This window comes from Streptomyces lydicus, from assembly GCF_001729485.1.
Lineage (GTDB): Bacteria > Actinomycetota > Actinomycetes > Streptomycetales > Streptomycetaceae > Streptomyces > Streptomyces lydicus_D.
In genome coordinates, this window is sequence record NZ_CP017157.1 from 6,460,424 (window position 1) to 6,478,271 (window position 17,848).

The following is a 17,848-nucleotide window of genomic DNA, read 5'->3' on the forward strand; positions in this document are numbered from 1 at the left end:
CCGGGGCGGGTCGTCACCCTGCCGGCGGTCAGTCGATAAGCGCGTCAACGAACGCCTTGGGCTCGAACGGGGCCAGGTCGTCCGCGCCCTCGCCGAGGCCGACGAGCTTGACCGGGACGCCGAGCTCACGCTGGACGGCGATGATGATGCCGCCCTTGGCGGTGCCGTCGAGCTTGGTGAGCACCACACCGGTGATGTCCACGACCTCGGCGAAGACCCGGGCCTGCACCAGGCCGTTCTGGCCGGTGGTGGCGTCCAGGACGAGGAGCACCTCGCCGACCGGCCCGTGCTTCTCGACGACCCGCTTGACCTTGCCGAGCTCGTCCATCAGGCCGGTCTTGGTGTGCAGCCGGCCCGCGGTGTCGATCAGCACGACGTCGGCGGCCTCGGCGATGCCTTCCTTCACCGCGTCGTAGGCGACGGAGGCCGGGTCGCCGGCCTCGGGCCCGCGGACCGTACGGGCGCCGACCCGCTCGCCCCAGGTCTGCAGCTGGTCGGCGGCCGCGGCGCGGAAGGTGTCGGCGGCGCCGAGGACCACGGACTTGCCGTCGGCGACCAGGACCCGGGCGAGCTTGCCGGTGGTGGTCGTCTTGCCGGTGCCGTTGACACCGACGACCATCACGACGCCGGGGATCTCGTCGCCGCCGTTGCCGATGCCGTTGGCGGTGTGGACCGTGCGGTCAAGGTCCGGGCCGATGAGGGTGAGCAGCTCGTCGCGGAGCAGATCGCGCAGGTCGTCGGGGGTGCGGGTGCCGAGGACCTTGACGCGCTCACGCAGCCGGTCGACCAGCTCCTGGGTGGGGGCGACCCCGACGTCCGCGGTGAGCAGGATGTCCTCGATCTCCTCCCAGGTCTCCTCGTCGAGGTGTTCGCGGGAGAGCAGGGTCAGCAGGCCCTTGCCCAGGGTGTTCTGGGAACGGGAGAGCCGTGCGCGCAGCCGCACCAGCCGGCCGGCGGTGGGCTCGGGGACCTCGACCGCCACCTCGGGCGCGGCGGGCGCCTCGGGCTCGGCCGCCGGTGCCGGGGCCTCGGGGGCCTCGGCGGTCGGCAGGGTGACTTCCTCGATAGTGCGACGTTCTTCGTCGCTGGGGGTCTCGGCCTCCTCGCCGACATGCGGTTCGGCGGGGGGCGCGGTGACGGAGGGCTCGGGGGCAGCCGGCGGGGACGGCGGCAGCTGCTTCTTCTTGCGGCCACTGACGACGAGCCCGCTGATCGCGCCGAGCACGACCACGGCGATGACTACGGCAAGGATGACGAATTCCATAACCCCTCCAGTATCAGCCACGCCCTCTCCACGGGGACCGCACGCGCCGAATCCGGCTGCCGGCGGTCCGGCCGCTCCGAGGGCCTCGGGACGGCCCCGCTGGACGCTCCGACGAATCTGGGTGACACTCGTGGTCGTTGAGGGATCCAACGGTGCAGAGTGGCAGAAGTTGGATCAAACTACGATGGTGACGGCCGCGCAACGCGCGTAGAGTCCTGGCAACCACTTTCTGGCCAGGCACCACAGCCGCTGCCTCCGCCCCCTTCCCCCCGGGGGTGCCCCCCAGATCCCGCACGGAGACACCTGCACCATGGGCACCAGCACCACGTCCACGTCCATCCCTGCAACCGAAGGCGCCGTGGAGACCCGCGGCATCGAGCCGGTCCCCGATCACGAGCGTCGGGGCCGGGTCCGCGAACTCCTCCCCACCTGGGTCGCCGCCAACATCAGCGTGTTGTTGCTCACCATGGGGGCCTCGCTGGTGATCAACAACGGCCTGAACCTCTGGCAGGTACTGGTGGTGGCCGCCGTTGCCTCCGCGGTGTCCTTCGGCATGGTCGGCCTGCTGTCGGTCTCCGGCAAGTGGGGCGGTGCACCGGGCGCGATGCTCTCCCGGGCCGCCTTCGGCGTGCGCGGCAATTACTTCCCGGGCGCGATCCTCTGGGTCGCCCGCTTCGGCTGGGAGACGATCAACGCGGTCACCGGCGCCTACGCCATCCTGACCGTGCTGCACCTGGTCTTCGGGATCAAGGCCAACAACGTCCTGGTCGTGGTCACCCTGCTCGGCTTCGTCGCCTGCACCTTCCTGGTGAGCGGCATGGGCCGCAAGGCGCTGAACCTGTGCAACAAGTACTCCACGTACCTCTTCAGCGCGATCAGCGTGGTCGTTCTGGTCCACCTGATCGTCACGATGCCGTGGAGCGACATCCTCCACAAGTCGCCGGGCAGCGCGACCCTGATGATCGCCGGAATCGGCACCATCGCCGCCGGCGGCATCAGCTGGGTCCCCACCGGCCCGGACTTCGCGCGGTACCTCCCGCACTCCGCCTCCGGCAAGAAGATCGTCGGTACGACCGTCTCCGGCGCGGCCCTGGTGCTGATCCCGATGGTGCTCATGGGCGGGGTGCTGGCGGTCTCCAGCCCGTCACTGGCCAACCAGAACACCGACCCGATGTCGTTCCTCGGCGAGGTCCTGCCGCGCGCCATCGCGATCCCCTACCTGATCACCGCGCTCATCGGCATGATGCTGATCAACAGCCTGTCGATGTACTCCGCGGGCTTCACCGCCCAGACCATGGGCGTCAAGCTGCCGCGTGCCCTGGCGGTCAGCATCAACGCCGCGATCAGCCTGATCGGCGGTCTGTTCATGATGCTGGTGGCCAAGGACTTCATCGGCCAGTTCATCGCCTTCCTGACGCTGCTCGCGGTCTCCTTCTCCGCCTGGATCGGCGTCTACGCCGTCGACATGGTCCGCCGCCGCAAGCTGGCGGTCCGCTACGACGCCGACGGCCTGATGAACACCGGCCGCACCAGCCGCTACTGGTACACCGGCGGCTTCTGCTGGCAGGCCATGACCGCCTGGGCGGTGGCGCTCGTCGCGGGCCTGTGCTTCACCAAGGTCCAGTGGTTCACCGGCCCGCTGGCCACCACCTGGATCGGCGAGAACGGCCTGGGCTGGGCGGCGACCATCGCGCTCTCCGCGGCGGTCTTCGCCGTCCTTCCGGCGCCCCGGGAGAACGTCCCGGCGACCTCGGCTCCGGCCGGGGCGCGGCAGCCGGTCGAGGTGGGCTGACCGCGGGCCACCGCCGCGCGGCGCCCCGCACCGCGTCCGCACCCTAGTGATCTGACGCTGCGTCAGCTAACGTCCCCTTCGCCATCCGCCCTGGCGAAGGGGACGTCTGCCATGTCCGCGCTGCCCGCCCTGCCCGTCACGGTCGTACGGTTCAACCTCGTCGATCCGGCCCCCACCCCCGACGCGCTCTCCGCGCGCTACCGGGCCGCCGTCGACATGGCGGCGTTCGCCGACGACCGCGGCCTGACCATGATCCAGACCGAGGAGCACCACGCCACCACCAACGGCTGGATGCCCTCGCCGCTCACCTTCGCGGGCGCGGTCTTCGGTGCCACCCGCCGCATCGGCGTCACCGTCTCCGCCCTGATCACCCCGCTGCACGACCCGCTGCGACTGGCCGAGGACCTCGCCTCGCTCGACCTGCTCAGCGGCGGCCGGCTGGTCACCGTGGCCGGCATCGGCTACCGGCCCGAGGAGTACGCGGCGCACGGCGCGGACTGGCAGGGCCGCGGCGCCCTCCAGGACGAGGTCCTCGGAACCCTGCTGTCCGCCTGGACCGGCGAGCCGTTCCGCTACCGGGGGCGCACGGTCCGGGTCACCCCGCGCCCGTACACCCGGCCGCACCCGCTGCTGCTGATCGGCGGCAGCTCCCGCGCCGCCGCCCGGCGCGCCGCCCGGCTGGGGCTCCCCTTCTTCCCCAGTGCGCGCCTCCCCGGCCTGGAGGCGTACTACCACGAGCAGCGCGCCGTGTTCGGCACCGAGGGCTGGGTGATGCAGCCGCCCGAGCGGACCTGTCTGCTGCACATCGCCGAGGACCCGGACCGGACCTGGGCCGAGTACGGCGGCCATCTGCTGTACGAGGCGCGGACCTACGCCTCGTGGCAGTCCACCGGTGTCCGCTCCGCGGTGCGTTCGTCTGCCCAGGACACCGAGGCGCTGCGCGAGGAGGGCGTCTACCGCGTCGTCACTCCCGACGAGTGCGTGGGCCTGGCCCGGGAGGCCGGCCCGCAGGGCTCGTTGATCCTGCATCCGCTGTGCGGCGGGATGCCCGTCGACGAGGGCTGGCGCTCCCTGCACCTGTTCGCCGAGCGGGTGCTGCCCCGGCTCCAGGGGTGACGCGGTCTCAGCCTTCGGGGTAGAAGACGAAGAGGCGGCAGCCGGTGGCCGACTGCGGTACGTGCCAGGACCCGGCGGGGGCGTGGACGAAGGTCCCGGCGGGGTGGTCGCGGTCGCCGTCGTTGAAGGTGCCGGAGACCACGAACACCTCCTCGGGCCCCGGCTGGTGCACATCGATGCCGTCCCAGCGGCTGCCCGGGTCCATCTCCAGGACCTGGGCCTTGGCCCCGTTCCCGCCCGTCCAGAGCGGCCTGCTCCGGATGCCGGGGAACAGCTCCCGGACGGGGGCGTCGTCCACCGCGGCCCATACGTAGCCGGGGGTGCCGCCCACCCCGGGGGCGCCCGCGGGTGTGTCCCCGGTCGTGGCGCCGGTGGTGTCCTCGGTCGTGTTCGTCTCGCTCATGCCTCCACCCTGGCCCGGGTGCGGCGCGCTCCCCCAGTGTCAGAAATGACGTCGTGAGGTACTTTCCTGCCAGCGCGGCGGGGAACGACGTGCGCGGCACGGCATGCGCGGCAGGACGCGGAAAAAAGCTACTGCCCCGGCTCTCTGGTCGAGCCGGGGCAGTACCCAGTACTGAGGAGAAGGACTGGCGGGGGGTTAGCCCATCTCCTCCAACGCCTTGCCCTTCGTCTCCTTCACGAACTTGAGCACGAAGGGGATCGAGAGCAGGGCGAAGAATGTGTAGATCACGTACGTGCCCGAGAGGTTCCAGTCGGACAGGCTCGGGAAGCTGGCCGTGATGGCCCAGTTGGCGATCCACTGCGCGGAGGCGGCGACGCCCAGCGCGGCGGCACGGATCCGGTTCGGGAACATCTCGCCGAGGAAGACCCAGACCACGACGCCCCAGGAGAGGGCGAAGAAGAGCACGAAGACGTGGGCGGCGATCAGGGCCACGGTGCCTTCGGTCGACGGCAGGGTGCCGGCCGCGGTCTTGGCGGAGAAGGCCCAGGCTTCCAGGGCCAGGGCGATGGCCATACCGGCCGAACCGATCAGCGCCAGCGGACGGCGGCCGATCTTGTCGACGAAGATCATCGCGATGACGGTACCGATGATGTTGATGATCGACGTGGTGAAGCTGTAGAAGAACGAGCTGCTGGGATCGATGCCGACGGACTGCCACAGCGCCGAGGAGTAGTAGAACGCGACATTGATGCCGACCAGCTGCTGGAAGACCGAGAGTCCAATGCCGACCCAGACGATCGGCAGGAAGCCCACCTTGCCGAGCAGGTCCTTGAACCTCGGCTTGTGCTCGCGGCGCATCGCGTCCTGGATCTCGGCGACCCGCTTGTCCAGGTCCACCGAGTGGCCCTCGACCTCGGAGAGCACCTCCTTGGCGCGGTCAACCTTCTCGATGGAGATCAGGAAGCGCGGCGACTCGGGGATCGCGAACGAGAGCAGACCGTAGAGCACGGCCGGGATGACCATCACGCCGAGCATCCACTGCCATGCCTCAAGGCCGCCGATCTTGCCGCGCTGCTGGCCGTCGGCGAGGTTGAGGATGCCCCAGTTGACGAGCTGGGAGATGGCGATGCCGACGACGATCGCGGCCTGCTGGAAGGAGCCGAGCCGGCCGCGGTAGGCGGACGGCGACACCTCGGCGATGTAGGCGGGGCCGATGACCGAGGCCATACCGATCGCGAAACCGCCGACGATTCGCCAGAAGGCCAGATCCCACAGGGCGAACGGCAGGGCGGAGCCGACGGCACTGATGGTGAACAGCACCGAGGCGATCTGCATCACGCGGATGCGGCCTATGCGGTCTGCGATCCGGCCGGCGGTGGCGGCACCGATGGCGCAGCCGATCAGCGCGATGGCGATCACCTGCGCGAGGACGGCGGAACCGACCTCGTAACGGCTGCGGATCGCCTCGACTGCGCCGTTGATGACGGAGCTGTCATAGCCGAAGAGAAAGCCGCCCATCGCGGCAGCCGCGGTAATGAAGATGACATGGCCGAGGTGGTCGGGATGGGCCTTGCGGCCTTCCGGGACCGTCGGCTGCGCGGTGCTGGTCAACGTGAACTCCAGTGGCCCGGCTGCGCTGCCGGGCGTAGGGGGCTGGCCCTTCTAGTGGTGCACAGGTTGGGGGCACCCACCACTTGAAGGTAAAAGCGACGTTGCAGAGACTATGCCTTCAAGTTTCGAAGTCAATAGCGCGTGATGGATTTGTTTCCCGAGTGGCGATGCGCCTCTTTGTTCAAGTTGTGAAGCGATAGCGAACTGATGATTCGTCGGACACCCGGCGCAGTCAGCGGCGGCTCGGCGAGCGGTCCCGCCCGGCGCCGGCCCGGCGGGATCAGTGCAGCCGCTGGCTGATCACCTTCGACACACCGTCACCCTGCATCGATACCCCGTAGAGCGCGTCCGCGACCTCCATCGTCCGCTTCTGGTGCGTGATCACGATCAGCTGGGAGCTCTCCTGCAGCTCCTCCATGATCCGGATCAGCCGCTGCAGATTGGTGTCGTCCAGCGCCGCCTCGACCTCGTCCATGACGTAGAACGGGCTGGGCCGCGCCTTGAAGATCGACACCAGCAGCGCCACCGCGGTCAGCGACCGCTCCCCGCCCGACAGCAGCGAGAGCCGCTTGACCTTCTTGCCCGGCGGGCGCGCCTCCACGTCCACCCCGGTCGCCAGCATGTCGTCCGGATCGGTCAGCACCAGCCGCCCCTCGCCGCCCGGGAAGAGCCGCGAGAAGACGCCCTCGAACTCCCGGGCGGTGTCGTGGTACGCCTCGGTGAAGACCCGTTCCACCCGCTCGTCGACCTCCTTGACCACCTGCATCAGGTCGGCACGGGTCTTCTTCAAGTCTTCAAGCTGCTCGCTCAGGAACTGATGGCGCTCCTCCAGCGCGGCGAACTCCTCCAGCGCCAGCGGGTTCACCTTCCCGAGCTGCTGATACGCCCGCTCGGCGGCCCTCAGCCGCTTCTCCTGCTCGGCCCGCACGTAGGGCACCGGCTGGTGCCGGGGGTGGTCCGGGTCCTCGGGCAGCACCTCCCCCTCGGCGGGCGGCGACGGCGGTACGAGCTGGTCGGGCCCGTACTCGGCGACCAGCGCCGCCGGCTCCACCCCCAGCTCCTCCAGCGCCTTGGTCTCCAGCTGCTCGATCCGCAGGCGCTTCTCCGCGCCGAGCACCTCGCCCCGGTGCACCGAGTCGGTCAGCTTGTCCAGTTCGGACTTCAGCTCCCGGGCCGCGGTGCGCTCGGCGCCCAGCGCCTGCTCCCGCTCGGCCTTGGCACGTTCCGCGGCGCCCCGCTCCTCCTCGGCCCGTACGACCGACACCTCGACGTGCGCGAGCAGCTGCCGGGCCCCGGAGGCGACCGCTCCGGCCACCTCCGCCTCGTGCCGCAGCCGGGCGCGCCGCCGTTCTGCCCGCGCCCGTGCCTCGCGCTCGGCGCGCGCTCCCCGGTCCAGCGCATCCGCCCGTCCGGCCAGCGCCTTCACCCGCTCCTCGTGCGTACGCGCCTGGAGCCGCGCCTCCATCTCGGTCTGCCGGGCGTTGGCCCCGTCGGCCGCCAGCCGGTCCCGTACGGAGGTGTCCGGCTCCTCGTCCCCGACGCCCGGCTCCTCCTCGGCCACCACCAGCCGCTCGGCCAGCTCCTCGGCCTCCTCGGTGGCACGCGCCAGCGCCTCCTCGGCCCGGGCGGCGGCCGCGGCGGAACGCTCCGCCTCACCCGCGGCCGCCCGCGCCTGCCCGCCGAGCCGCCCCAGGTCGCCGGCGACCTTCGACTTCTCCCGGTCCGCCGCCCGCCGCCGCTCGGCCAGCTCCTCGACCAGCGCGGCACACTCCGTACGCCGCTCGGCCGCGGTCCGCTGCGCCTCGGCCAGCTCCTCGCAGCGTGCCGCCAGCTCCTCCAGTTCGGCCGCCGCCTCGTCGACCGACGCCTGCACCTCCAGCAGGCTCGGCGCACCGGCGGAGCCGCCCTGCGCGAAGTGCGCCCCGAGCAGGTCCCCCTCACCGGTCACGGCCAGCAGCTCCGGACGGGCGGCCACCAGGTCCTCGGCGTCCTCCAGCGTCCCGACCACCACGACGTCCCGCAGCAGCCGGGCCACCGCCGGCGTCAACTCCGCCGGCCCCCGGACCAGTTCACCGGCCGGCACCGGCGCGGAACGCGGCCCGGGAACACGGGGCCCGTCCCCCGACCCCGCCGCCTCCACCACACCGCCGGCAACCCCCGCACCACTGACACCACCAACACCATCAGCACCTCCGACACCATCAGCACCACTGGCACCACTGGAGCCATCAGCCTCTGCGGCCACAGCAGTCGCCCCGGTCGCGCTCCCGGCGCTCCCCAGCACCATCGCCGCCCGCCCCGCGTCCTGCTTGCGCAGCAGCCGGATGGCGTCGGCGGCGGTGGCCGGGTCGGTGACCGCGACGGCGTCCGCGGCCGCGCCGAGGGCGGCCGCGACCGGAATCTCGAAGCCGGGGGTGACGGTCAGCAGCTCGGCTGCCGGGCCGAGCACGCCGCTGAGCCGCTCGGCCGCGGCCAGCAGGGCGCCCGTACCGTCCTTGCGGCGCAGCCCGAGTGCCAGCGCGTCGTGCCGGGCGGCGGTGGCGGCGCGCTTGCGCTCGGCCGTGGTGAGCGCCTCCCGGGCGGCGGTCAGCGCGGCCTCCGCCTCCGCGAGCCCCTCGCGGGCCGCCCGGTGGGCCGCCGCGCTCTCCTCGTCGTCCGCGTCCAGCCCGTCGACCTCGGCCTTGAGCTGCTCGTACTCCTCCTGCGCGGCGGCCGCCCGCTGCCGGGCGTCGTCCCGGGCCTCGACCAGCCGGCCGATCTCCGCCTGCGCGGAGGCGGCCCGGCCGCGGGCAGCGGTGACCTGCCCGCTCAGCCGGGCCAGGCCCTCGCGCCGGTCGGCGATGGCCCGGGCGGCGTCCCGCAGCCGGCGTTCCTCGGCGGCCAACTGCCGCTCCAGTTCGGCCCGGTGTTCGACGGTGTCCTCCAGCGCCCGGCTGGCCGCCTCCAGGGCTGCGGTCAACTCCGCCTCCTGCTCGCGGATCCGGGCCGCCTCCCGCTCCATGTCGTCGGGGTCACGCCCCTGCCGGTCCTCGGGCGGGGCCGCCGTGGCGCTCTTGACCCGCGCCTCGGCCAGCGAGATCGTGCCGCGCACCCGCTCCGCGAGCTGCGACAGCTCGTACCAGGTCTGCTGCGCGCGCTGCACCCGCGGAGAGAGGGTACGGACCTCCTCCTCCAGCGCCGCCTCCCGCTGCTGGGCGGTGCGCAGCCGGTCCTCGGCGGCCTGCCTGCGCTCCTTGAGCGCCGCCTCGTCCGCGATCTCCGCCCGCAGCGCCTCGCGCAGCGTGACGAGATCGTCGGCGAGCAGCCGCAGCCGGGCGTCGCGCAGATCAGCCTGGATCACCGCGGCGCGCCGGGCCACCGCGGCCTGCCGGCCCAGCGGCTTCAGCTGGCGCCGCAGCTCGTCGGTCAGGTCCTGGACCCGCGCGAGGTTCGCCTTCATCGCCTCCAGCTTCCGCAGCGCCTTCTCCTTGCGCCTGCGGTGCTTGAGGACGCCGGCCGCCTCCTCGATGAAGGCCCGGCGGCCCATGGGGTCGGCGTGCAGTACGGAGTCGAGCTGGCCCTGCCCGACGATGACGTGCATCTCCCGGCCGATACCGGAATCGGACAGCAATTCCTGGATATCGAGCAGCCGGCAGGTGTCACCGTTGATCTGGTATTCGCTGCCGCCGTTCCGGAACATGATCCGGGTAATGGTGACTTCGGCGTACTCGATCGGCAGGGCACCGTCGGAGTTGTCGATGGTGAGCGAGACCTCGGCCCGGCCGAGCGGCGGCCGCCCGGTCGTCCCGGCGAAGATGACGTCCTCCATCTTCCCGCCGCGCAGCGACTTGGCACCCTGCTCACCCATGACCCAGGACAGTGCGTCCACGACGTTGGACTTGCCGGATCCGTTGGGACCCACGACGCAGGTGATGCCCGGTTCGAACCGCAGCGTCGTGGCGGAGGCGAAGGACTTGAAGCCTCGCAGGGTCAGACTCTTGAGATGCACGCCGTTGGACTCTACCGGCCGCCCCTCGGCGAGCGACCCCAACATTCCGGGTACGGCGACCCGCCCCGTACGGCCCCCGGGTATACCGTGCCGTTCATTTTCGGTTTCACCGAGGAAAGCGCAGGGCACATCATGCGGTAAGGGAGGGCCGGCACCGCACGGATGGCCGTTCGGTGGGGAAAGAAAAGCCGGCAGACGCAGAAACCCGGAAACGACGAAGGGACGCCGAAGCGTCCCTTGCAGATCTTGAAAGCGGTGCCTCAAGCGGCTGGCGAGCAGCCCTACCGGCCCCGGGGGTGAGGGTCAGGTGAGCGCGGGCTCCGCCTGGGGTACGTCGATGTCGAGCACCGACTCGTCGCGACGTGCGGCAGCCGACAGCATGTCGTTTTCGGCCTGCATCCGAATGAGTTCGGATTCAAGGTCTTGGACGCGCTGCTGAAGCCGTCGCATCTCGGAGAGGACTCGGGGGTCGGAGCCGCCGACGTAACCGAGAAGCGCCTTTGCCATGATGGATGGTCCTCCACAATGAGTGACCGACCGAAGCGGTGTGGGTCGTGAGGGATTCGCACCCGCGGTGCTTGTCATTCTCTGGTGTACTCAATGCCAAACAGCTAAGGTGCGCGGGGATTCCAGAGTCTCACCAAACGGTTTGACGGTCAACACGATCACACCCCGTATCCTCGGGCACCTGAGAGTGCGCGGCCGCGAGGGCGCTGCGCCGACTCCCCAGAAAGGTCCCGCGGGGCGTGGAGATCATCCGTACAGCGGCAGCCTTGCACGGGACGGCCGAGTTGGCAACCACCAGCGCTTATCTCCTGTAAGCAGCTGACAAAGGCACACCGGAAAGATCGCTGTCAACGCCCGTACGGACGGTTCCGGCGGGCCGGATCAGCGGATCTCGAAGCCGTCGTAGCCACCCCGGGGCGTGTCCCATATCTCAGTGACTCCGTCGACGCGCCCGGGCGTGTCTCCGGTACGCAGCCACTCCAGCAACTGGTCGCAGTGATCCTTCGGCCCCTCGGCGACCACTTGGACCCGGCCGTCACCGAGGTTGACTGCAAATCCGGCGAGTTCGCCGATGCGAAGTGCGTTGGCGCGGGTGAACCAGCGGAAGCCGACACCCTGGACCTGACCACGCACCCACGCGGTCACACGGACATCTTCCTTCATGTGTGCACGTTAACCGGCCAATTGCTCAACGAACACTTCGCCCCCTTGCGTCATGGCGTACAGTCCCCGGTCAGCGAGGCTCACTCTTTCGGGTGAATCATCTTGACGCGAGGAAGCTGTGCGGCGGTAGCCGCTCCCGTGGAGCCGGTGCTCGCACCGGAGTAAGGAAGACAGTGGATGGGCCGCCATCGACGCTCTGCTCCCCACGCCCCCGCAGCCCCCGGCACGGGGCCTGTTGACGCCCCGACGGCAGTCCTGCCGGCCGCGTCGGCTCCCGCGGCACGCCGCTCCCACCGTGCGGCGCGCGGCCGTGGAGCGGCCCCCGTACGCACCGGACTGCTCGGCGCCTCCGCCGCGGTGGCGATGGGAGCGGTGGCGGTCGCCTCCGGACTGATCCCCGGCAGCGGCCAGTTCGACGGCGGTACGAGCAGCGACCAGGACCGGGTCCGGGCCGACGCCCTGCCCGAGGCCACCGCCCCGATGGGCGGCCTGTCGGCGTCCCCTTCGGACCGGGCCACGGCCCCGACGAGCCGCGGCGAAGGCCGTTCCGCCCTCCCCGGCACCGTCCGCCCCTCCTCCCCCACGACGCCCTCGACGTCGCCCGTGCCCCAGCGGTCCGCCAAATCCCCCGCCGCGACCCACGGTTCGCACCGCCCCGCCCCGTCCGACCCGGCCCCCTCCTCAGCCGCGCCGCACCCCACCGCGGCCGCTTCGAAGACCCCCGACAGCGGATCGTCCACGGCGGCCCAGGTCCTCTCGCTGGTCAATCAGGAGCGCGCGCAGGCCGGCTGCTCCCCCGTGACGGCGGACCCGGAATTGGACGCGCTCGCACAGGGGTTCAGTGACGACATGGCCGCCCGCGGCTTCTTCAGCCACACCGACCCCGACGGCCACACCCCGTGGGACCGCGCCCGCGCCAAGGGCATCACGGACCTCGGCGGCGAGAACATCGCCCGCGGCCAGGCCAACGCCCAGTCCGTCATGGACTCCTGGATGAACAGCCCCGGCCACCGCGCGAACATCCTCAACTGCGAGTACAAGACCCTCGGCGTCGGCGTCCACTTCGGCCCGGGCGGCCCGTGGTGGACCCAGGACTTCGGCTTCTGACCCCACCCGCCCCTCCGGCATCCCCGGCCGCCGCTGCACCGAAGGCCCGCGCCGCCCCGTGACGGATCACGGGGCGGCGCGGGCCTTGCGCGGGTCACGGTCTCCCGGGCCGCGGCGGCAGGTCAGACGGCGAGGGCGGCGCGCCCCGCGGTCACGATGCGGGCCTGCTCGGCGATGCGGCGGCCGAGGTGCTCGGCGGTGGCGACGTCCGCCTTGTGGACGCCCTCGGCGCCCTGGTCGTTGTTGGACTGGGCGGCGGCCCCGAGGAAGAAGCCGAGCCGGTTCAGGTCGTTCTCGGAGGCGGTGGAGGAGTTCCAGCCCGGGAGCAGGTTGAGACCGACCCAGCTCATGCCGTGCTGGGCGGCGAGGACCGTGAAGAACTGCAGGGTGTGCAGCTTGTCCCCGCTCTTCGAGGCGGAGTTGGTGAAGCCGGCGGCGATCTTGTCCTGCCAGGCGCGGGTCGCCCAGCGCCCGGCGGTCGCCTCGGCGAAGACGTGGAACGCGCCGGAGGCGGTCCCCATGTAGGTCGGCGAGCCGAAGACGATCGCGTCGGAGGCGTCGAGCTGCTCCCACTGCGCGTCGGTGATCTCGTCCACCTTGATCAGGTGGACGGTGGCGCCCGCATCGGCGGCACCGGAGCGCACCGCCTCGGCCAGGACGGCGGTGTGGCCGTAGCCGGAGTGGTACGCGATCGAGACGACGGGGGCGGGCAGGGCGGGGCTGGTCATGGCGGATTCTCCTCCGGGTAACGGCGTCCGGGTGGTCGTGCCGCGCGGACGCCGATCAGGGCGACGACAGAAAGAGAAGCACTAACTTTTAGAAAGCGCAACCCAATGGTTAGCGCTGTGCGGAGGTATGGTGTCCGCATGGCGACCGAGAGCACCCCGCAGCCGGCCGGCGAATCCGCCGCCGGCTGTACGGACGACCTGGCCTACGACGTGTTCGCGCGCGACTGCCCCTCCCGTGACGCGCTCAAGCACATCACCGACCGATGGGGCAGCCTGACGCTGGGCGCGCTGCTCGACGGCACGTTCCGCTTCAACGAACTGCGCCGCCGGGTGGCCGGGGTGAGCGAGAAGATGCTGGCCCAGACCCTGCACGCGCTGGAGCGGGACGGGCTCGTACGCCGCGAGGCACAGCAGACGAACCCGCCCAGAGTGGATTACGCGCTGACGCCGCTCGGACTCCAGGTCGCCCGCCAGCTGCGGCAGCTGATCGACCTCGTGGAGGACCGGATGCCGCAGGTGCTCGCCGCGCGGGAGCACTACGACGCCCGGCACGCCGGGGCCTGATCCGTCCGGCCTGCCGGCACCCCGCGCTCAGGCCCGCGGCGGCCGCTGGCAGCGGGGGCAGAAGTAGCTGGAGCGGTTCATCCAGGGGCGGCGGCGGATCGGGGTGCCGCAGCGGCGGCACGGTTCGTCCTCGCGCCCGTAGGCGTCCAGGGACCGGTCGAAGTAGCCGGACTCGCCGTTGACGTTGACGTAGAGGCTGTCGAAGCTGGTGCCGCCGACGGCGAGCGCGGCGTTCATCACGTCGCGGACGTGGCCGAGCAGTTCGGCGGTGCGCGGGCGGGTGAAGGTGGCGGTGGGCCGTTCGTAGTGGAGCTTGCTGCGCCACAGCGCCTCGTCGGCGTAGATGTTGCCGACCCCGCTGATCAGCGTCTGGTCGAGCAGCGCCCGCTTGACGGTGGTCCGGCGGCGGCGCAGCGCGTCGTGGAAGGCGGCGTCGTCGAAGGCCGGGTCGAGCGGGTCGCGGGCGATGTGCGCGATGACGTCCGGCAGCTGGTCGGCGTCGCCCGGAACGGTGTCGTGCACCGAGAGGCCACCGAAGGTGCGTTGGTCGACGAAGCGGAGCTCGGTGTCCTGGTCGTCGTCGAAGCGGACGCGGATGCGCAGATGCTTCTCGTCGGGAGCGTCGTGCGGCTGGACCAGCAACTGCCCGCTCATACCGAGGTGGGCCAGGATCGCCAGGCCGTGGGTGACCGACGGCGTGACGAGCGGGGCGATGCCCTCGGCCGCGGTCTGCGCGGCCGGGCCGCCTCCGGTCACCGGGAGCCAGAGGTACTTGCCGCGCCGGCGGGCCACGCCCACCCGCAGCCCCTTGAGCCGGGCCGCGAAGTCGGCCGCACCGGCGGTGTGCCGGCGGATGGCGCGCGGATGGCGTACCTCGACCGCGTCGATCGTCCGGCCGCTGACCCAGCGCTCCAGTCCGCGGCGTACGACCTCGACCTCGGGCAGCTCGGGCACGGAGGACTCCTCGGGACGGCGGGAGGGGGCAACAGGGGATGCGGGAAAGACTTCTGACCCCGTACGGACGGCGCGCGGCCGCCCGTACGGGGTCAGAAACGGTGCTTCAGTGCCCCGGCGACGAGGTGTCGCCGGTGGCCGGAGCCGAGCTGTCGGAAGCCGGCGACGCATCGTCGCCGGAGGATGCCGCCTTGGCCGCCTCGTCCGCCGCGGCGCGGATCGCGCGCCACGCCGACTCGGCCGCCTGCTGCTCGGCTTCCTTCTTGCTGCGGCCGGTGCCGGTGCCGTACGAGACACCACCGACGCGGGCAGCAGCAGTAAAGGTCTTCTCGTGGTCCGGGCCGGTCTCGGTGACCAGGTACTCCGGGACGCCGAGACCTTCGGTCGCGGTGAGTTCCTGGAGGCTGGTCTTCCAGTCCAGGCCCGCGCCCAGGCTGGAGGACTTCTCGATGAGCGGGTCGAAGAGCCGGTGCACCAGCTCGGCGGCCGCGTCGAGGCCCTGGTCGAGATAGACCGCGCCGATCACTGCTTCAAGGGTGTCGGCAAGGATGGACGCCTTGTCCCGGCCGCCCGTGCCTTCTTCGCCCCGGCCGAGGCGGATGAAGGCGCCGAGGTCGAGGCCGCGGCCCACCTCGGCAAGCGCACGCGAGTTGACCACCGCGGCCCGCAACTTGGCCAGCTGGCCTTCGGGCAGGTCGGGGTGAATGCGGTACAGCGTGTCGGTGACCACCAGGCCGAGCACCGAGTCCCCGAGGAACTCCAGCCGCTCGTTGGTGGGCAGACCGCCGTTCTCGTATGCGTACGAGCGGTGCGTCAGCGCACGCACCAGAAGGGCGGACTCGAGCTTGTACCCGAGCCGCCCTTCCAGAAGCGTGTGAGACGAGGCCGTGTCCGCCGGAGCCTGTTCACCCTCGCGCGTGCGAGGAGTCGAATGGGCGTCTTCCGCCTTTTTGGGGCTAGACACAGTGCCTGTCACCAGCCGCTCAGACCTCGAGGACCTGGCGCTTGTTGTAGGTGCCGCAAGCGGGGCACGCAATGTGCTGCTGCTTGGGCTCGTGGCAGCGCTCGCACGCCACCAGGGTGGGGACCGCAGCCTTCCACTGCGACCGGCGGTGGCGCGTGTTGCTGCGCGACATCTTCCGCTTCGGAACAGCCACGGCTACTTCTCCTGAGGTTCATCCCCGCCGTCGCGGGGTGCGTTGTCCTTCTCGCCGTCCTTGACGGTCTCGGCGAGTCCCTGCAGTGCCGCCCAACGGATGTCGACGGCGTCGTGATGGTGGTCCGGGTCGTCCGCGAGCCGCGCTCCACAGTCGGAGCAGAGGCCCGGGCAGTCGTCCTGGCACACCGGCTGCATCGGCAGTGCGAGCACCACCGCATCGCGCAGCACCGGTTCGAGGTCGAACAGGTCGTCCTCGAGGAAGAGGGTGTCCTCCTCGTCCTCGGCGTCGTCGCCGGCGTCCTTGTCGTGGACGCGGGCATCGGCGTCGGGGTAGGCGAACATCTCCTGGAAGTCGCTGTCGAGCTCACGCTCCAGCGGCTCCAGACACCTTACGCACTCCCCCTTGACGGTCGCACGGGCGGTACCTGTGACAAGCACACCGTCCATGACCGATTCCAGGCGGAGGTCGAGTTCCACCGTCGCACCCTCGGGCACTCCGATGACCTCGTTGCCGAGATCCCGGGGGGCCTCGACGGAGCGGGAGACCCTCTTGAGCGCACCGGGACGCCGGCCCAGCTCACGTGTGTCGAACACGAGAGGGGAGCGGTGGTCGAGGCGGGCGTTGATGGCTTCCTGCTTTCTACGGGGTCTGCACGCCACCCGTATTCCCTCTGAGGAATTCGGGCAGCAGAGATCGCGTCAATACGCGCGACCGAAGAGCCAGGATACTGGACGGGCCCCGATAGGCCCAATCCGCTCCCGGCCGGAGAGCGGTTTTCGGCGGCGGACCGCCTACTGGCGCCCCTCCTCGTACTGCCGCAGCTGATCCAGGTCGATCATGCTGGTGTCGAAGAGGCTGGTCTCGTCCAGCGCGCCGGGCTGCGGCGCCTGGTGGTGCTGGGCCTGCTGGGGCACCTGCTGCTGCAAATACGCGTTGGGGTCGTAGCCCTGCTGCTGGGCCTGCTGCTGCCAGTCGTAGCCGTACGGGTCCTGGTGCTGGGCGTAGGCGGCCTGCTGGGGCTGGTAGCCGTAGACGTCCTGCTGCTGGTAGGCGGCGGGGTCGTAGTAGTCCTGGTGCTGCGGCTGGGGCTGGAGCGGCTGCTGGTGGTCCTGGGGGTGCAGGGGCTGCTGGTGGTCCTGCACCTGCTGGTGGTCCTGCATCTGCTGGGGCTGCGTCTGCGGCATCGGGGGAACCTGGGGCGCCTGGGGCGCCTGGGTGTCCCGGTCGGCGCCGATGCCCGCCAGCTCGGCCAGATACTCGGCGTCGGCCTGCGGCTGGCCGGTCAGCGGGTCGCCCGCGGTCGCCATGTGGGCCGCGAGCTCGTCGATCGCCTGGGCGCCCTGGAGCTTGTCGCGGCCCCGGCCGACCGCCTCCAGCGTCTTGGTCAGCACCGCCTGGAACGCCCCGAACTTGGCGTCCACATAGGCGTCGGCGCGCTGCCGGAGGGTCTCCGGGTCGGCGCTGCGCTCGGGGGGCCGGGTGCCGTCCTCGTCGAGGTAGCCCTGCTCGTCGTGGTCCGGCCCGCGGCCGAGCAGCTTCTCGCGGCCGCGGTCGACGGATCCGATGGTCTTGGTGAGCACGACCTCGAAGTTGGCGAGCTTGCTGTCGACGTAGTCGTCGGCCTCGGCGCGGATCTCCTCGGCCTCCCGGCGGGCCTCCGTGAGGATCCGGTCCGCCTCCTCCTGGGACTGCCGGGCGATCTCGGTGTCGGAGATCAGCGAACCGCGCTGGGCGTGCGCGGACTCGATGATCCGCTCCGCCTCGGCCCGCGCCTCCTCGACCAGCTGCTCCCGGCCGCCGATGAGTTCCTGCGCCTGCGCGAGCGAGCCGGGCAGCGCCGCGCGCACCTCCTCCAGCATGGCGAGCAGCTCGGCGCGGTTGACCACGCACGATGCCGACATGGGCATGGACCGGGCGCCGCCGACGGTCGCGACGATGTCGTCGAGCTTCTTCTGCACGTCCACCTTGGACTCGCCACTCTCTGAAGGGGA

The 17,848-nt window shown here is 71.2% G+C and carries 16 protein-coding genes; 4 read left to right on the top strand and 12 right to left on the bottom strand.

All coding sequences use genetic code 11. The features are described 5' to 3' along the window. Positions 1-28 precede the first annotated feature (28 nt). Positions 29-1,264 carry a signal recognition particle-docking protein FtsY gene (ftsY, locus tag SL103_RS27920; protein ID WP_069571680.1) on the bottom strand — a complete coding sequence of 412 codons (1,236 nt, stop codon included), beginning with the start codon at positions 1,262-1,264 and terminating at the stop codon, positions 29-31. A 310-nt stretch (positions 1,265-1,574) separates the two neighbouring features. Between ftsY and SL103_RS27925 the strand changes: the two genes are divergently transcribed. Together SL103_RS27925 and SL103_RS27930 are read left to right on the top strand one after the other, a co-directional pair. Further along, positions 1,575-3,056, top strand: a complete 1,482-nt coding sequence (locus tag SL103_RS27925; RefSeq protein ID WP_069571681.1) for a purine-cytosine permease family protein — start codon at positions 1,575-1,577, stop codon at positions 3,054-3,056. Between the two features lie 111 nt (positions 3,057-3,167). After that, positions 3,168-4,172 carry an LLM class flavin-dependent oxidoreductase gene (locus SL103_RS27930; protein ID WP_069571682.1) on the top strand — a complete coding sequence of 335 codons (1,005 nt, stop codon included), beginning with the start codon at positions 3,168-3,170 and terminating at the stop codon, positions 4,170-4,172. A gap of 7 nt (positions 4,173-4,179) precedes the next feature. Here the strand turns inward: SL103_RS27930 and SL103_RS27935 are convergent, their stop codons facing one another. The 5 genes from SL103_RS27935 to SL103_RS27955 all read right to left on the bottom strand — a co-directional run bounded on the left by SL103_RS27935 (position 4,180) and on the right by SL103_RS27955 (position 11,344). After that, entirely contained in the window at positions 4,180-4,575 is a 396-nt protein-coding gene (locus SL103_RS27935) for a cupin domain-containing protein (RefSeq protein ID WP_079146021.1), read from the bottom strand. Positions 4,576-4,770: 195 nt separating this feature from the next. Next, positions 4,771-6,186, bottom strand: a complete 1,416-nt coding sequence (locus tag SL103_RS27940; RefSeq protein WP_069571683.1) for a sugar porter family MFS transporter — start codon at positions 6,184-6,186, stop codon at positions 4,771-4,773. 280 nt (positions 6,187-6,466) lie between these two features. Further along, positions 6,467-10,174, bottom strand: coding sequence for an AAA family ATPase (locus tag SL103_RS27945; RefSeq protein ID WP_069574183.1), 3,708 nt, complete (start codon positions 10,172-10,174; stop codon positions 6,467-6,469). Positions 10,175-10,477: 303 nt separating this feature from the next. After that, positions 10,478-10,681 (bottom strand): hypothetical protein, encoded by a 204-nt coding sequence (locus tag SL103_RS27950; RefSeq protein WP_033266895.1) that lies wholly within the window; start codon positions 10,679-10,681, stop codon positions 10,478-10,480. A gap of 381 nt (positions 10,682-11,062) precedes the next feature. After that, entirely contained in the window at positions 11,063-11,344 is a 282-nt protein-coding gene (locus tag SL103_RS27955) for an acylphosphatase (RefSeq protein WP_033266894.1), read from the bottom strand. Between the two features lie 177 nt (positions 11,345-11,521). On the opposite strand from SL103_RS27955, the gene SL103_RS27960 reads away from it, so the two are divergent. Beyond that, positions 11,522-12,451: a CAP domain-containing protein gene (locus tag SL103_RS27960; RefSeq protein WP_079146022.1), complete on the top strand. Its 930-nt coding sequence runs from the start codon at positions 11,522-11,524 to the stop codon at positions 12,449-12,451. Between the two features lie 122 nt (positions 12,452-12,573). Here the strand turns inward: SL103_RS27960 and SL103_RS27965 are convergent, their stop codons facing one another. Continuing rightward, positions 12,574-13,179 (bottom strand): flavodoxin family protein, encoded by a 606-nt coding sequence (locus SL103_RS27965; RefSeq protein WP_069571685.1) that lies wholly within the window; start codon positions 13,177-13,179, stop codon positions 12,574-12,576. 138 nt (positions 13,180-13,317) lie between these two features. Here SL103_RS27965 and SL103_RS27970 point away from each other — a divergent pair, with 138 nt between their 5' ends. After that, positions 13,318-13,743 (top strand): winged helix-turn-helix transcriptional regulator, encoded by a 426-nt coding sequence (locus tag SL103_RS27970; protein ID WP_069571686.1) that lies wholly within the window; start codon positions 13,318-13,320, stop codon positions 13,741-13,743. 27 nt (positions 13,744-13,770) lie between these two features. Here the strand turns inward: SL103_RS27970 and mutM are convergent, their stop codons facing one another. The 5 genes from mutM to SL103_RS27995 all read right to left on the bottom strand — a co-directional run bounded on the left by mutM (position 13,771) and on the right by SL103_RS27995 (position 17,821). Further along, positions 13,771-14,697: a bifunctional DNA-formamidopyrimidine glycosylase/DNA-(apurinic or apyrimidinic site) lyase gene (gene mutM / locus SL103_RS27975; RefSeq protein WP_069571687.1), complete on the bottom strand. Its 927-nt coding sequence runs from the start codon at positions 14,695-14,697 to the stop codon at positions 13,771-13,773. A gap of 106 nt (positions 14,698-14,803) precedes the next feature. Next, on the bottom strand, positions 14,804-15,673 hold the full coding sequence (gene rnc, locus SL103_RS27980) for a ribonuclease III (RefSeq protein ID WP_244304063.1): 870 nt from the start codon (positions 15,671-15,673) through the stop codon (positions 14,804-14,806). A gap of 7 nt (positions 15,674-15,680) precedes the next feature. Beyond that, positions 15,681-15,854, bottom strand: coding sequence for a 50S ribosomal protein L32 (gene rpmF, locus SL103_RS27985; RefSeq protein ID WP_028802425.1), 174 nt, complete (start codon positions 15,852-15,854; stop codon positions 15,681-15,683). A 2-nt stretch (positions 15,855-15,856) separates the two neighbouring features. Beyond that, the gene (locus SL103_RS27990; RefSeq protein WP_244304064.1) at positions 15,857-16,450 is read right to left on the bottom strand and encodes a YceD family protein; all 594 of its coding nucleotides are present in this window, start codon (positions 16,448-16,450) and stop codon (positions 15,857-15,859) included. A gap of 198 nt (positions 16,451-16,648) precedes the next feature. Next, a complete protein-coding gene (locus tag SL103_RS27995; protein ID WP_069571690.1) occupies positions 16,649-17,821 on the bottom strand; it encodes a cell division initiation protein in 1,173 nt (390 codons plus the stop codon). Positions 17,822-17,848 lie beyond the last annotated feature (27 nt).

Excerpts from the sequence above, each read along its gene's own strand:
- SL103_RS27950 (WP_033266895.1), bottom strand. The coding sequence starts at position 10,681 with ATGGCAAAGGCGCTTCTCGGTTACGTCGGCGGCTCCGACCCCCGAGTC.
- SL103_RS27925 (WP_069571681.1), top strand. The coding sequence starts at position 1,575 with ATGGGCACCAGCACCACGTCCACGTCCATCCCTGCAACCGAAGGCGCC.
- SL103_RS27960 (WP_079146022.1), top strand. The coding sequence starts at position 11,522 with ATGGGCCGCCATCGACGCTCTGCTCCCCACGCCCCCGCAGCCCCCGGC.
- SL103_RS27965 (WP_069571685.1), bottom strand. The coding sequence starts at position 13,179 with ATGACCAGCCCCGCCCTGCCCGCCCCCGTCGTCTCGATCGCGTACCAC.
- SL103_RS27930 (WP_069571682.1), top strand. The coding sequence starts at position 3,168 with ATGTCCGCGCTGCCCGCCCTGCCCGTCACGGTCGTACGGTTCAACCTC.
- SL103_RS27970 (WP_069571686.1), top strand. The coding sequence starts at position 13,318 with ATGGCGACCGAGAGCACCCCGCAGCCGGCCGGCGAATCCGCCGCCGGC.
- SL103_RS27935 (WP_079146021.1), bottom strand. The coding sequence starts at position 4,575 with ATGAGCGAGACGAACACGACCGAGGACACCACCGGCGCCACGACCGGG.
- ftsY (WP_069571680.1), bottom strand. The coding sequence starts at position 1,264 with ATGGAATTCGTCATCCTTGCCGTAGTCATCGCCGTGGTCGTGCTCGGC.
- SL103_RS27955 (WP_033266894.1), bottom strand. The coding sequence starts at position 11,344 with ATGAAGGAAGATGTCCGTGTGACCGCGTGGGTGCGTGGTCAGGTCCAG.